Annotated in this window: 13 protein-coding genes; all 13 read right to left on the bottom strand. The window is 37.2% G+C overall.

Translation table 11 applies throughout. The annotated features are described in order from the left end of the window. Position 1: 1 nt before the first annotated feature. On the bottom strand, positions 2-355 hold the full coding sequence (locus ACXY7N_RS12485; protein WP_016086245.1) for a diacylglycerol kinase family protein: 354 nt from the start codon (positions 353-355) through the stop codon (positions 2-4). Beyond that, the gene (gene ybeY / locus ACXY7N_RS12490) at positions 352-822 is read right to left on the bottom strand and encodes an rRNA maturation RNase YbeY (protein WP_000054692.1); all 471 of its coding nucleotides are present in this window, start codon (positions 820-822) and stop codon (positions 352-354) included. The genes ACXY7N_RS12485 and ybeY overlap by 4 nt, the downstream gene beginning before the upstream one ends. Then, positions 819-2,963 carry an HD family phosphohydrolase gene (locus ACXY7N_RS12495; RefSeq protein ID WP_488592423.1) on the bottom strand — a complete coding sequence of 715 codons (2,145 nt, stop codon included), beginning with the start codon at positions 2,961-2,963 and terminating at the stop codon, positions 819-821. Before ACXY7N_RS12495 ends, ybeY begins: the two co-directional genes overlap by 4 nt. A 193-nt stretch (positions 2,964-3,156) precedes the next feature. Continuing rightward, complete coding sequence (locus ACXY7N_RS12500) at positions 3,157-4,116, bottom strand: PhoH family protein (RefSeq protein WP_016135340.1); 960 nt, start codon at positions 4,114-4,116, stop codon at positions 3,157-3,159. 3 nt (positions 4,117-4,119) lie between these two features. Beyond that, the gene (gene yqfD, locus ACXY7N_RS12505; RefSeq protein WP_016086242.1) at positions 4,120-5,319 is read right to left on the bottom strand and encodes a sporulation protein YqfD; all 1,200 of its coding nucleotides are present in this window, start codon (positions 5,317-5,319) and stop codon (positions 4,120-4,122) included. 176 nt (positions 5,320-5,495) lie between these two features. After that, entirely contained in the window at positions 5,496-5,789 is a 294-nt protein-coding gene (gene yqfC / locus ACXY7N_RS12510; RefSeq protein WP_016086241.1) for a sporulation protein YqfC, read from the bottom strand. A 109-nt stretch (positions 5,790-5,898) separates the two neighbouring features. Then, positions 5,899-6,342: a GatB/YqeY domain-containing protein gene (locus ACXY7N_RS12515; protein ID WP_000054579.1), complete on the bottom strand. Its 444-nt coding sequence runs from the start codon at positions 6,340-6,342 to the stop codon at positions 5,899-5,901. 15 nt (positions 6,343-6,357) lie between these two features. Continuing rightward, positions 6,358-6,531, bottom strand: coding sequence for a 30S ribosomal protein S21 (rpsU, locus tag ACXY7N_RS12520; RefSeq protein ID WP_000048061.1), 174 nt, complete (start codon positions 6,529-6,531; stop codon positions 6,358-6,360). 412 nt (positions 6,532-6,943) lie between these two features. Beyond that, positions 6,944-8,296: a tRNA (N(6)-L-threonylcarbamoyladenosine(37)-C(2))-methylthiotransferase MtaB gene (mtaB, locus tag ACXY7N_RS12525; protein WP_016086240.1), complete on the bottom strand. Its 1,353-nt coding sequence runs from the start codon at positions 8,294-8,296 to the stop codon at positions 6,944-6,946. A gap of 6 nt (positions 8,297-8,302) precedes the next feature. After that, a complete protein-coding gene (locus ACXY7N_RS12530; protein ID WP_016086239.1) occupies positions 8,303-9,052 on the bottom strand; it encodes a 16S rRNA (uracil(1498)-N(3))-methyltransferase in 750 nt (249 codons plus the stop codon). Positions 9,053-9,197: 145 nt separating this feature from the next. Continuing rightward, positions 9,198-10,136: a 50S ribosomal protein L11 methyltransferase gene (gene prmA, locus ACXY7N_RS12535; RefSeq protein ID WP_016086238.1), complete on the bottom strand. Its 939-nt coding sequence runs from the start codon at positions 10,134-10,136 to the stop codon at positions 9,198-9,200. A 28-nt stretch (positions 10,137-10,164) separates the two neighbouring features. Then, positions 10,165-11,280, bottom strand: a complete 1,116-nt coding sequence (dnaJ, locus tag ACXY7N_RS12540; RefSeq protein WP_016086237.1) for a molecular chaperone DnaJ — start codon at positions 11,278-11,280, stop codon at positions 10,165-10,167. Between the two features lie 193 nt (positions 11,281-11,473). Then, the gene (gene dnaK / locus ACXY7N_RS12545; protein ID WP_016086236.1) at positions 11,474-13,309 is read right to left on the bottom strand and encodes a chaperone protein DnaK; all 1,836 of its coding nucleotides are present in this window, start codon (positions 13,307-13,309) and stop codon (positions 11,474-11,476) included. Between the last annotated feature and the right edge of the window lie 25 nt (positions 13,310-13,334).

Below are 13,334 nucleotides of genomic sequence, written 5' to 3' on the forward strand. Positions count from 1 at the left end.
ACTATACCACATACGGTAAAAAGATAATAGCACCAATTATAACAGCTATTATAGCAAACAATAAAACCGCTCCCGCTGCGACATCCTTTGCAATTTTCGCAAACGGATGTATATCGGTAGTCGCTAAATCTACTGTTTTTTCCACAGCTGTATTTACCATCTCTAAACTCATTACCATTCCTATTACAATAAGTAATACCATCCACTCTACTTTCGTAATACGGAAATAAAAGCCGCAGCATATAACAATGACTGCGGCTAAATAATGAATTTTCATATTTCGTTCATGACGAAGGCAAAAGAATACACCTGCTATAGCATACCCAAAACTATCTATAAGTTTTCCTTTTTTCATCGTCCTAATCCAAATGCTTCTAAAATTTCTTTTTGTCTTCCAAACATTTCTTTTTCATCTTCTTCTGTCATGTGGTCATAACCAAGTAAATGTAAAAATCCATGTAACGCTAAAAAGCCAAGTTCACGATCAAAAGAATGCCCATACTCTTCAGCTTGTTCTTTCGCTCTCGGAATAGAAATAATAAGGTCACCTAACATACGCGGCATCTCTACACCTACAATTTCCATTTCCCCTTCTCCCATTTCTTCCATAGCAAAGGAAATGACATCAGTAGGCTGATCCTTATCTCGGTAATCACGATTAATCTCGCGAATGCGTTCGTTATCTACAAATGTCACTGATAACTCAGCACCATCCTCTATTTTTTCCATTTGAGCCGCTTTTCCTAATATCTCACGAATTAAATTTACATATTCTTCTTTCACTTCTTCTGTTTCATCAATGAAATCAATTAATAAACTCATTCTTTCTCCTTCTCTTCCGGTGGCTCCGGATATGTAATACGCGAATGGAAAATACCATTTAACGTTTCACATAACGTTTTTCCAACGATTTGTAGTTCCTTAAATGTCAAATCACATTCACTAAATTGCCCATCTTGCAAGCGATCTTTAATAATACTTTGTACTAAATTATTAATTTGCTCTGGCGTTGGGTGATTCATAGAACGTACCGCCGCCTCAACACTATCAGCAATACCAACGATCGCCGATTCTTTAGAAGTTGCTTTTGATCCCGGGTAACGGAACATCTCTTCTGTATATTTTTCTTTATCTTCTTTAATCGCCTTATAATAAAAATATTTAAGTAGTGTTGTACCATGGTGTTGTCCAGCAATATCGATAATTTCTTGCGGAATATGGTATTCTTCGAGCATTTTTACTCCATCTGTTACATGAGCAATGATAATGTCTTTACTAGTCACAGGATCTAATTTATCATGTGGATTTTCAATTCCCATCTGGTTTTCAATAAAGAATTGTGGTTGTACTGTTTTTCCTACATCATGATAATACGCCCCTACACGTGCTAATACTCCATTTGCTCCAACCGCTTCACAAGCTGCCTCAGAAAGATTCGCTACCATTACACTGTGGTGATATGTTCCTGGCGCTTCTAACAAAATTCTACGCAAAAGCGGATGATTTGGACTTGATAGTTCCATAAGCTTCATGCTTGATACAATTCCAAGTCCACTCTCTAAATATGGTAATATCCCCATAGCTAAAACGGATGAGATAATTCCTGAAACGGAAGCCATTAATAATTGCGTACCAATTTCAAGAGGTGAAAAATTCCCATTACGTAATAATAATAACGCTGCCAAGACGACTACATTTAAGGTAGAAACAAGTATACCGGCTTGCAAAATCATCGTACGACGATTTTTTTCTCTTAAGAAAATACTCACTGATAATGAACTTAATAACACATAAATACCTACACTATAATTCAGTGTACTTGTTACCCCTTCATTAAACATAATACTTCCGCACACAGAAAAAATCATACTTGTTAAAAATACAAACCGATCGCCAATCATTAGTTTTACAAGTATTGTTCCCATCGCAACTGGGACAACATACGCAATTCCTGCATACTCAAGCTTTTGAAACAAACTAATAATTTTCATTAAAACAATCGTGATAGACAAGATTGTAATATACGCTAAAATATATGGTCTATCTTCTCTTTTCCGCTGTAAAAATACTTCAAACTGCTTATGCATAAAGTATAGCAACACACCAATGAGCACCGCTAATCCAACATAAGGTTGGAAACTATTTCCTTTTTCTAATAAACCGACTAATTTCAACTGATTATACATATCACTTGAAATTGTTTCGCCTTCTCTAACAATAACTTGTCCTTGAAGAATATAAACAGGCGGAACTAAATCTTCTTCCGCTTTCTTCCTCTCTTTCGTTACAACAGGATCATAAAAATAATTTGCTGTAATCGCATATGATCCTAGCGCATTAACAGCTTCCTTCAATCCGCTATTCACATTAAGGCTTTTCATTTCATTAACAAAACGCTCTTTTGCTGCTATTTCTTCGGACATTTTAATATTTCCACCCATAATAACACTAACAGACGTTAAAGCCGCGTTCTTTGCTAATTCTAATTGATCCGGTTCTGAATTAATAAAGTATAATAAATTCTCATCAGATAATTCCTTTATTAAATTAGATGGTAACTTCTTCTTCAACTTTTCTAATTTATTGGCATCAGTCATCTTTTTTTGCTCTTCAGGCCCAGCAGCTTTCATCTCTTGAATTACTTCATTTACCTTGGCAAAAACATCATTTACAATATCTACTCTATTTTGTTTATATTCACTTCTATATGTATATTGATCCCCAACTTTTTGAGCGGCCTCTTGTTTTTTTCTGTCCGTTATAACTTTATCTTCAATTTTAATAGGAGAGTGGATTGTTTTTTTCGCAATAGAATACATATCAACATCTAATTGCTCTGGTTTCACATTATTCATAAGTGCAAAAAACAGCACCGCTCCTAATAAAACGTAAGAAATCCAACTTAGTTTTTTCGAATGTTGTAAATTACGAAACCACTTAGAAATTTCTTGAGATCTTAACATGATTTCAATACCTTCTCCTCTCTAGAAATAAAGTGAAACTATTTATAGCTTTCATTTCTTCTAGCCAACGATACTTTTAGGTAACATTTCTATACACCAGTACCTATAGTTTATTTCTCTTATCTTTTATGATAGTAAAAAATATGCCGTTCGCCAACCTTAATACAAAAAGAAATGATCCTGACAAATAGGATCATTCCATTTTATCATATGCCTCAATAATACGCTGCACCAGTGGATGCCTCACAACGTCCGTTTGTTCTAATGTAATGAATGAAAGACCTGATACACCAGATAAAATGTTAGAAGCTAGAGAAAGCCCTGATTTTACCCCTTTTGGTAAGTCTACTTGTGAAGGGTCCCCGGTAATAACCATTTTAGAACTAAAACCCAATCTTGTTAAAAACATTTTTATTTGTGCACCCGTTGTATTTTGCGCTTCATCTAAAATAACAAATGAATCATCGAGCGTACGCCCCCTCATATAAGCAAGAGGCGCGATTTCAATTACACCTCGCTCCATCATACGCTGCGTATATTCTTGTCCAAGAATATCGTGCAACGCATCATACAATGGACGTAAATACGGATCTACCTTCTCTTTCAAATCCCCTGGTAAAAAACCTAAACTTTCTCCAGCTTCTACAGCCGGTCTCGTTAAAATGATTTTCTTTACATATCCTTGCTTTAAAGCTCTCACAGCCATTACTACAGCTAAGTATGTTTTCCCAGTCCCAGCAGGTCCTATTCCAAATACAATATCATTCTTCTTCATTGCATGAATATATCTTCTTTGTCCCATTGTTTTTACACGAATGGATTTACCTTTTGCAGTTTTAAAAATTTCTTCTTCATATAACTCTTCAAATTGAGCGATTTTCCCTTGTTGTGCGAGCTGAATTGCATACGCAACATCTCTTTCTGTAATTGATACACCTTTTCGAATAACAACAAGTAATTGCTGTAAGATTTTTTCTACGAGTGTCACAGTTTCAACTGCTCCAGATGCATAAACAGTTTCACCTCTAGTTACAATCGATACATTCAGTTCCCGTTCAATTACTTTCAAATGAGCATCATTGACTCCAAAAAGAGCGATTGCTTCGTTAGTATTTTCCAATTGTTGGTTCATTTCTACTAATTGTTCTGCCATTACTCAGTCTCCTTGAATATCGGATTCGGATATTAGTTGTGGCTCTGCAATATTTTCAACCACAGTATAATGCAATGTGACTTTTAGTTGATCCGCCTCAACCTCTTTACTCAAAATCTTATCACTTACAATCATAGCATGTTCATCCAATTTTTTCTTTAGTTCTTTTTCAGCCATTTCTTTTGCTACTTTCATTGCCTGTTTTTCTGTATATTCTCGATTTGCTTCTTCCTCTTCTCGCACTATATCTTTTTCATATGCGATCGGCAGTGTAAAACCAAATAATTTCACATCATGCTTTACACTTTCCGTACGAGAGCGTTTATACTTATCATGTTGAAATCCCCATATTTTTATTTTCGCACTCCCAAATGTAAGGTAATGCTCATTATACGCATTGCCCGTATATACTTGAAATTGCGTCTTCAGCGGCACATTCACCTTAGATGTGTACCACGTTTCTCCATATACAATGCCTTTCGCCGAAACGATTTTTGGACTCTCCTCATTACCATATATCCCTGATACGAGAAGCTGCCCTTTTTCTACATGGTCATTTTTCAACACGACTGGTTTTCCTACTTCAACAAATGTTTTTGTAACAATCGCTTCTTTTTTTGCCACTAAATTTTGCGGCCTTTGTTCCTTTTCTTTTTTTGGCTCATTTTTTTCAACAATTTTAAAATGGTACGTCGTTCCTCTTATTTCTAGTCCTGCCCAAGTAATCGCATTAATATTGTCTGTCAAATGACGTTGTACATCTTCTACACTCGGCATTTGGAATTGTAATTTCCCTTTTTTAATACCCATTTTGTCCAATTCTTTCATCAATATATATTCTGTTTCAGGCTTCGCTCCTGTAATTTCAATTTTCCAAACCATATTTGATAATGCAATCATGCCAAAAAAGAAAATTAAAAAACCAATTAAGAATCCACTATTTTTAATTAAACGCTTATTCAAAAAAGGAAAACCGTAACGCCCAATAAAATATAGTTTACATTCATTTTTTCTATAAATCGGCTTGATTTTTTTCACATCTCGTAATAACATACAAAAAACTAACGTTTCATCAGCAATCTTCTTAACGTCCCAAACTAATAATTTCCTACGCACACATTCGTTAACGAACCGTTCCGCTCCTCTACCTTCAATTCGTACCTTTACATATCCAAGCCACTTTATAAACCATTTATTTTTCATCTACTACCTTCACTACCTTTCCAAAAGTAGACACACTACTTTTCACTTTAATTAGCAAAATAGCTCGTACGAAAATGAAATAAAGAGTTTTATTGTCCATAAATAGCGGGATAAACTAAATAGTAGGGTCAAATCGTTAGAATAAAGAAGAAAAACTTCACATACGGAAGTTTCCCTCATTTCTCTTTCTGTTCGTTTTCCAAAAACGTCACTTGCTCAATTATTCCTTCAAGCAAAAGTTCTTCCGGAAGGATTGTTTTAATAATAAAGGATTGCCCTTTAATTAATAATTGACCATGCTTTAACAACAATCTTACTTCTTTATCTGAAAACACTAATAAACCCCGATGATTTTCTATATAGATATGCACTTGCCCAACAAGCGTGATCCGAGGTAGATCCATTAGCACATCCACTGGCAGGTCTATTTGCTTCGTTAACCAATTCTTCATTTGTTCTAATTTTTTCATCTCAAAAGACCCCCTCTCATCCCATATGTATGAAAAAAGAGCTTGTAATATCACGTCCAAACTGAAAAAAAGCATAAAAAAAACGTCTCATACGAAATGAGACGTTTTTTTACGCTAATAGCTGGATAACCAACTTATTCACAAGTGATCCGTCTGTTTTACCTTTTACTTTCGGCATAACAGCAGTCATCACCTTACCCATATCCGCTTTAGAAGTCGCACCAACTTCAGAAATAACTTGCTTAATTACATTCGCTAGTTCTTCTTCTGTTAATTGCTCCGGCAAATATGCGCTTAAAATCTGAATTTCACTTTGCAGTTTATTAACAAGGTCTTCACGACCAGCTTTTTTAAATTCAAGGAGGGAGTCCTTATACTGTTTTACTTCACGAGCTAAAACTGTTAATTCCTCTTCTTCAGTAAGAGTATGTTGCAGTTTAATACCTTCATTTTGTAAAGCAGCCTTAACCATACGAATAACGGTTAATTTTTCTTTTTGTTTATTCTTCATCGCTTGTTTCATATCATCGTTTAAACGACCGAGAAGACTCATCACTTACACCCTCTCTTAGAATTTACGCTTTCTTGCCGCTTCAGATTTCTTCTTACGTTTTACACTTGGTTTTTCATAAAACTCGCGCTTTCTTGCTTCAGCAAGTGTACCAGTTTTAGAAACCGATCTTTTAAAACGGCGAAGTGCATCCTCCAAAGACTCGTTTTTACGAACGACTGTTTTTGACATTCTCTTTCCCTCCCTCCGAAACATCACACTTACATACTAACTTCAGCATGCAAAAAGAAACACTTCTTCAGCATGTCTTTTAAGATTATAATACATTTTATCACTTCAGGTCAACTATTTGGCAGAATAAAAGAAGAATAGATGCTCTTCCTTTTTCAAAAACTATGCAGATAGCTGTTATCCTTTCCCCCTGAAGACAACTATATTTTTGTCATTACACCTTTTTTCATGCTGGAATGTACGACACAACTACTCATTTCGTACATTTTCAGTACTTAACTTCTCCACTAAAAAAGAAAGCATGCAAATCGTTTCCATTTGCATGCTTTTTTATCCAGCTATTTGCCGGGCAGCCCGATTGGTGAGGGTTGCTAATCAGTGAAGGATGCCCCGCACTGATTAAAGTTTCACTTTATGCGCTTGCCGATTCTTTTTTCACATCATCTTCAAGAACACGAACAAATTGCGCTTCGTTATATGGATAACCAGCTTTCGTGATTTTCACTTTCACTAGTTTACCAATTAATTCTTCTGATCCTTCAAATACAATTTTTAAGTAGTTATCTGTATAACCTACATATAACCCTTCACGATCGCCCTCTTTAAATTGTTCTTCCGGAATGATTTCAAGCACTTCACCTTCAAACGCTGACGCATACTCTTTCGCTAATTGATTAGATAGTTCAATTAAACGATGAACACGGTCGTTCTTCACATCTTCAGGAACTTGATCTTCCATTCGCGCTGCAGGTGTTCCTGTACGTTTGGAGTAAGGGAACACGTGTAACTCAGAGAAACGATTCTCTTTAATGAAATTGTATGTTTCCATGAATTCTTCTTCCGTTTCACCTGGGAAACCAACAATTACATCCGATGTAATCGCAAGGCCTGGTAACGCTTCTTTCAAACGATCTAAACGTTCTTGGAAAAATTCCATCGTATACTTACGACGCATACGTTTTAATACAGTATTAGATCCAGATTGCAACGGAATGTGCAAGTGGCGGACAACTACTTCAGACTTATCTAACACTTCAATTACTTCATCTGAAATTTGACTCGCTTCAATAGAAGAAATACGAAGACGTTTTAATCCACCTACTTCTGCTTCCATATCACGAAGTAATCCAGCTAAGTTATAATCTTTAATATCTTCACCGTACCCACCTGTATGAATACCTGTTAATACGATTTCTTTATAGCCAGCATCTACTAATTGTTGTGCTTGTTTAATAACTTCTTTTCCATCACGAGAACGCATTAGGCCACGCGCCCACGGAATAATACAGAATGTACAGAAGTTATTGCAGCCTTCTTGTATTTTTAAAGATGCACGTGTACGATCCGTGAAATAAGGTACATCAAGTTCTTCATATACACGTGTTTTCATAATGTTGCGGACAGCATTAATTGGTTGACGCTCTTTGCGGAATTCTTCGATGTATCCTAACATCTTTTCACGATCCTGTGTACCAACTACAATATCTACACCTGGAATCGCCATAATTTCCGCTGGAGATGTTTGTGCATAACATCCCGTTACACAAATAACCGCATCCGGATTTTGACGAACAGCACGTCTAATAACTTGACGACTTTTCTTATCTCCCGTATTCGTTACTGTACATGTATTAATAACATATACATCAGATTTCTTTTCATATTCAGTTCTTTCATAACCACCTTGTTTAAACAATTGCCAAATGGCTTCTGTTTCATAGTGGTTTACTTTACAACCTAACGTATGGAACGCAACAGTTGACATTGATCATCACCCCATCAATTCAAAATGATACGAAGCAGCACTTAACGCGTATAACGGCGCCGTTTCTGTTCTTAAAATTCTTGGTCCTAAACTACATGGTACAAATTTATGTTCACGAAGCGCTGTAATCTCTTCCTCAGCTAAACCGCCTTCTGGGCCAAATACAATCAATAGCTTTTGACCTGGTTTCATCGTTGTTAAAGCTTTCGCAAAATTAGATTTCTCGCCTTGTTTCGCTTCCTCTTCGTAAGCAACAAGACAAACATCATACTCACCACTCATTGAAAGCAATTGTTTAAACGATGCCGGAGCATGCACTTCTGGAACTTCACTTCTATGTGATTGTTCCGCAGCTTCTTTCACAATTTTTCTTAAACGCTCAACTTTTTTATCAGCTTTTTTCGCATCCCATTTTACGATAGAGCGGGATGCTTGAAATGGTAAAAATGCAGCTGCCCCAAGCTCTGTTCCTTTTTGGAAAATTAACTCTAGCTTGTCTCCTTTTGGCAGTCCACTTGCAATCGTCACGAAAACAGGAAGTTCACTTGACGCCTCTACCCATTCTACAATAGCCGTATTAATAAATTCACTGGTAATTTCATCAATTGAACATACTGCTGTTTTTCCGTTTACACAGCAATAAATGTGATCTCCAGCTGACATACGCATCACTCTTGCGATATGATGTACGTCATCACCTACAATGCGAATACTTGTCTCATTTACATATTTCTCTTCTACAAAATAACGTTGCATATAATCACCTTAGTAGAGTTTCGTTCCTTTCGTAAGTCAATACTTACGAAAGGAACGAAACGTTATCATTTTTCATATAACAAACGGCAAGTCCCTCACCTTATAGTGAGAGACTCCCCCTTTTCATTATAGACTAAAATCTATATTACGCATTTCGTGCAATAATTGCTACCCAATCTTCCATTCGTAACACTTCTTCAATTGTAAATCCAGCTTTTTCTAGCGCCTCCGAAATTACCTTTTCCTTCGCAGCAATAATGCCCGATGTAATAAATAATCCGCCTGACTTCACAACTCTCGCTGCATCCTCAGGGAATAAAAGAATAATTTCTGCTAATAAGTTAGCTACGATTAAATCAACAGGACCTTCAATACCTTCTAAAAGACTATTTTGCCCAACAGACACGATATCATCTGTTTTATTTAAACGTACGTTCATTTCTGCACTTTCAACTGCAACTGGATCTAAATCATACGCCTGAACAGAAGACGCACCTAATTTTGCCGCTGCAATACTAAGTACACCAGAACCTGTTCCTACATCAATGATAGTGTCACCTGGCTTAACTGTTTTTTCTAAAGCACGAATACACATCGTTGTTGTCGGATGAGTTCCTGTCCCAAACGCCATACCTGGATCTAATTCAATAATTTTTTCTTCCGGAGAAGCTGGTGTATACTCTTCCCACGTCGGCACAATTGTGAATGTATCAGAAATTTGTACTGGATGGTAATATTTTTTCCAAGCAGTAGCCCAATCTTCTTCATTGACTTCGTTAACGGTAATATTTCCAGTACCAATTTCAATGTCGTAAGATGGAAGCATATCAATAGATGATTTTACACCTGCAATCGTTTCATGTAAAGAATCCGTTTGCGGGAAGTATGCTTTTATTAATACACCTTCTGCCGGATACTCATCTGGGTTCAATGCATAAATTTCACCGTATTGTTGCTCGCGCTCTTTCGTCAACTCTGCTGGATCCTCAATCGCAACTCCACTAGCACCAGCTTCATGTAAAATATGAGAGACAGCTTCTACTGCTTCTTCTGTTGTATGAATACTAATTTCTGACCATTTCACAATTTACCAACTCCATTTTTTATTTCCATTATTCCCCTTTGAAAGCACGTTTAAGCTTTCCAAATAAACTATCATCCTGCTCTTCTTGTCCCGCAAATTCACGTAATAAATCTTTTTGATGTGAAGTTAATTTCGTCGGTACAACAACACGAACAACTACATATTGATCTCCTTGACCGTATCCACGTACGTTCGGCGCACCTTTTCCTTTTAAGCGGAATTCTGTTCCTGTTTGTGTTCCTGCTGGAATTTTCAGCTTCACTTTCCCATGAACAGTAGGAACTTCCACTTCAGCACCAAGTGCCATTTGCGCAAATGTTAATGGCATTTCGCAAATAATGTGATCTCCTTCACGCTCAAAGAATTCATGATTTCTTACATGAACAACAACATATAAATCTCCTGCCGGTCCGCCATTTACGCCCGCTTCACCTTTTCCAGATACACGAATTTGTTGACCATTATCGATACCTGCTGGAATTTTAACATTGATTTTTTTACGTTTACGTACTTTACCAGAACCGTGACATGTCGTACATTTTTCTTTAATCATTTGACCAGTTCCTGAACAATGACCACAAGCTTGACGGTTTACAATACGACCAAACGGTGTATTTTGTTCTACACTTACTTGACCTGATCCTGAACAATGTTTACATGTTTCTTTTGAAGTTCCTGGTTTTGCTCCGCTACCTTTACAAGTATCACATGGATCTTCTACTGGAATCTCAACATTTAACTCTTTACCAAAAATAGCTTCTTCAAACTCTAAAGTAACTTGGTATTGTAAGTCAGCACCTTGACGCGGAGCATTTGGATCACGACGTCTGCCGCCACCACCGCCAAAGAATGAACTAAAGATATCTTCGAAACCGAAGCCACCGCCGAAGTCTCCTCCGCCGCCAAAGCCACCGAAACCTTGATTTGCACCAGCATGACCAAATTGATCGTATTGCGCGCGCTTTTGATCATCACTTAATACTTCGTATGCTTCTTGTACTTCTTTAAACTTTTCAATTGCATTTTCTTCTTTACTTACGTCTGGATGGTATTTTTTAGCCAAACGACGATACGCTTTTTTTATTTCATCTTTAGAAGCACCTTTGCTAAGGCCAAGGACCTCATAATAATCTCGTTTACTCATAAATTTACAACCCCCGAATCTTTCACATAAACGTAATTTTAACACCGAAAGAAAGTGCTTTGCAACAAAGTTTCCTCACTTACAGTATGCAAAGTAAAAAACTTAAGAACCTCACACATTTCTTCTCATTCATGAAAAAAGCCAAAGCCAAGGCACGCTTGACTTTGACTTTTTGTCATCTTACTTATTTATATTACTTATCTTCTTTTACTTCTTCAAACTCAGCGTCTACTACATTGTCTTTCTTCGCGCCAGCATCTTGTGCGCCTTGTGCACCTTCTGCTTGCCCTGCAGCTGCTTGAGCTTGCTCGTATAATTTAACTGTTAATTGTTGTACGATTTCTTGTAAAGCGTCTTTTTTCGCACGGATTTCCTCAAGCTCGTTCTTCTCAATCGCAGCTTGTAATGCTTCCTTCGCTTCTGTTGCTTTTGCAACTTCAGCCGCATCCACTTTACCTTCTAAATCTTTTACAACTTTATCCGTTTGGAATACAAGTTGGTCAGCTTCGTTACGAAGTTCAACTTCTTCCTTACGTTTTTGGTCAGCGTCAGCATTTGCTTCTGCTTCTTGTACCATACGATCTACTTCTTCATCAGAAAGACCTGAAGAAGATTGGATTGTAATAGCTTGCTCTTTGCTTGTTCCTAAGTCTTTTGCACGTACGTTAACGATACCGTTCGCATCAATATCGAATGTTACTTCGATTTGTGGAATACCACGTGGTGCTGGTGGAAGGTCTGTTAATTGGAAACGACCTAACGTTTTGTTGTCAGCTGACATTGGACGCTCACCTTGTAATACGTGAATGTCTACTGCCGGTTGGTTATCAGCAGCTGTTGAGAATACTTGTGACTTACTTGTTGGAATTGTAGTGTTACGCTCGATTAATTTCGTGAACACACCACCCATAGTTTCAATACCTAAAGAAAGTGGAGTTACGTCTAATAATAGTACGCCTTCTACATCACCAGTAAGTACGCCACCTTGAACTGCAGCACCTAATGCTACAACTTCATCAGGGTTTACACCTTTATATGGTTCTTTACCAGTTTCACGTTTAATAGCTTCTTGTACAGCTGGGATACGAGTAGATCCACCAACAAGGATAACTTTATCTAATTCGCTTGGAGCAAAACCAGCGTCTTTTAATGCACGACGAGTTGGCTCTAACGTTCTTTCAACAAGACCTGCTGAAAGTTCTTCGAATTTCGCTCTTGTTAACGTTAATTCTAAGTGTAATGGACCAGCAGCTCCAGCACTAATGAATGGTAATGAAATTTGTGTTTGTGTTACGCCAGAAAGATCTTTTTTCGCTTTTTCAGCTGCATCTTTCAAACGTTGAAGTGCCATTTTATCTTGGCTTAAATCAATGTTATTTTCTTTTTTGAACTCAGCTACTAAGTGGTCAATAATAACTTGGTCAAAGTCATCTCCACCAAGACGGTTGTCACCAGCAGTTGAAATAACTTCGAATGTGCCGTCTGCTAACTCAAGGATAGATACGTCAAATGTACCGCCACCTAAGTCATATACTAAGATTTTTTGCTCTTCATCTTGTTTTTCTAAACCATAAGCAAGCGCCGCTGCTGTTGGCTCGTTAATGATACGCTCAACTTCTAAACCAGCGATACGACCAGCATCTTTTGTCGCTTGACGTTCTGCATCGTTGAAGTATGCAGGTACTGTAATAACAGCTTTCGTTACTGTTTCACCTAAGTATGCTTCTGCAGAAGCTTTTAAGTTTTGTAAAATGATTGCAGAAATTTCTTGAGGTGTATAATCTTTACCTTCAACTTCTACTTTGTAGTCTGTACCCATATGACGTTTAACAGACATGATTGTATTTGGGTTTGTAATTGCTTGACGCTTTGCAACTTCCCCAACTTGACGCTCTTCATTTTTGAAAGCTACAACAGAAGGTGTTGTACGGTTTCCTTCTGGATTTGGGATAACCTTTGGTTCTCCACCTTCCATAACAGCTACACAAGAGTTTGTTGTACCTAAGTCAATACCGATAATTTTACTCATGGCGAATCCTCCTACTTTTATGTAA

It is taken from the genome of Bacillus sp. 5w2 (assembly GCF_054353775.1).

Coding starts and splice junctions, on each gene's coding strand:
- ACXY7N_RS12485 (WP_016086245.1), bottom strand. CDS start 355: ATGAAAAAAGGAAAACTTATAGATAGTTTTGGGTATGCTATAGCAGGT.
- ybeY (WP_000054692.1), bottom strand. CDS start 822: ATGAGTTTATTAATTGATTTCATTGATGAAACAGAAGAAGTGAAAGAA.
- ACXY7N_RS12495 (WP_488592423.1), bottom strand. CDS start 2,963: ATGTTAAGATCTCAAGAAATTTCTAAGTGGTTTCGTAATTTACAACAT.
- ACXY7N_RS12500 (WP_016135340.1), bottom strand. CDS start 4,116: ATGGCAGAACAATTAGTAGAAATGAACCAACAATTGGAAAATACTAAC.
- yqfD (WP_016086242.1), bottom strand. CDS start 5,319: ATGAAAAATAAATGGTTTATAAAGTGGCTTGGATATGTAAAGGTACGA.
- yqfC (WP_016086241.1), bottom strand. CDS start 5,789: ATGAAAAAATTAGAACAAATGAAGAATTGGTTAACGAAGCAAATAGAC.
- ACXY7N_RS12515 (WP_000054579.1), bottom strand. CDS start 6,342: ATGAGTCTTCTCGGTCGTTTAAACGATGATATGAAACAAGCGATGAAG.
- rpsU (WP_000048061.1), bottom strand. CDS start 6,531: ATGTCAAAAACAGTCGTTCGTAAAAACGAGTCTTTGGAGGATGCACTT.
- mtaB (WP_016086240.1), bottom strand. CDS start 8,296: ATGTCAACTGTTGCGTTCCATACGTTAGGTTGTAAAGTAAACCACTAT.
- ACXY7N_RS12530 (WP_016086239.1), bottom strand. CDS start 9,052: ATGCAACGTTATTTTGTAGAAGAGAAATATGTAAATGAGACAAGTATT.
- dnaJ (WP_016086237.1), bottom strand. CDS start 11,280: ATGAGTAAACGAGATTATTATGAGGTCCTTGGCCTTAGCAAAGGTGCT.
- dnaK (WP_016086236.1), bottom strand. CDS start 13,309: ATGAGTAAAATTATCGGTATTGACTTAGGTACAACAAACTCTTGTGTA.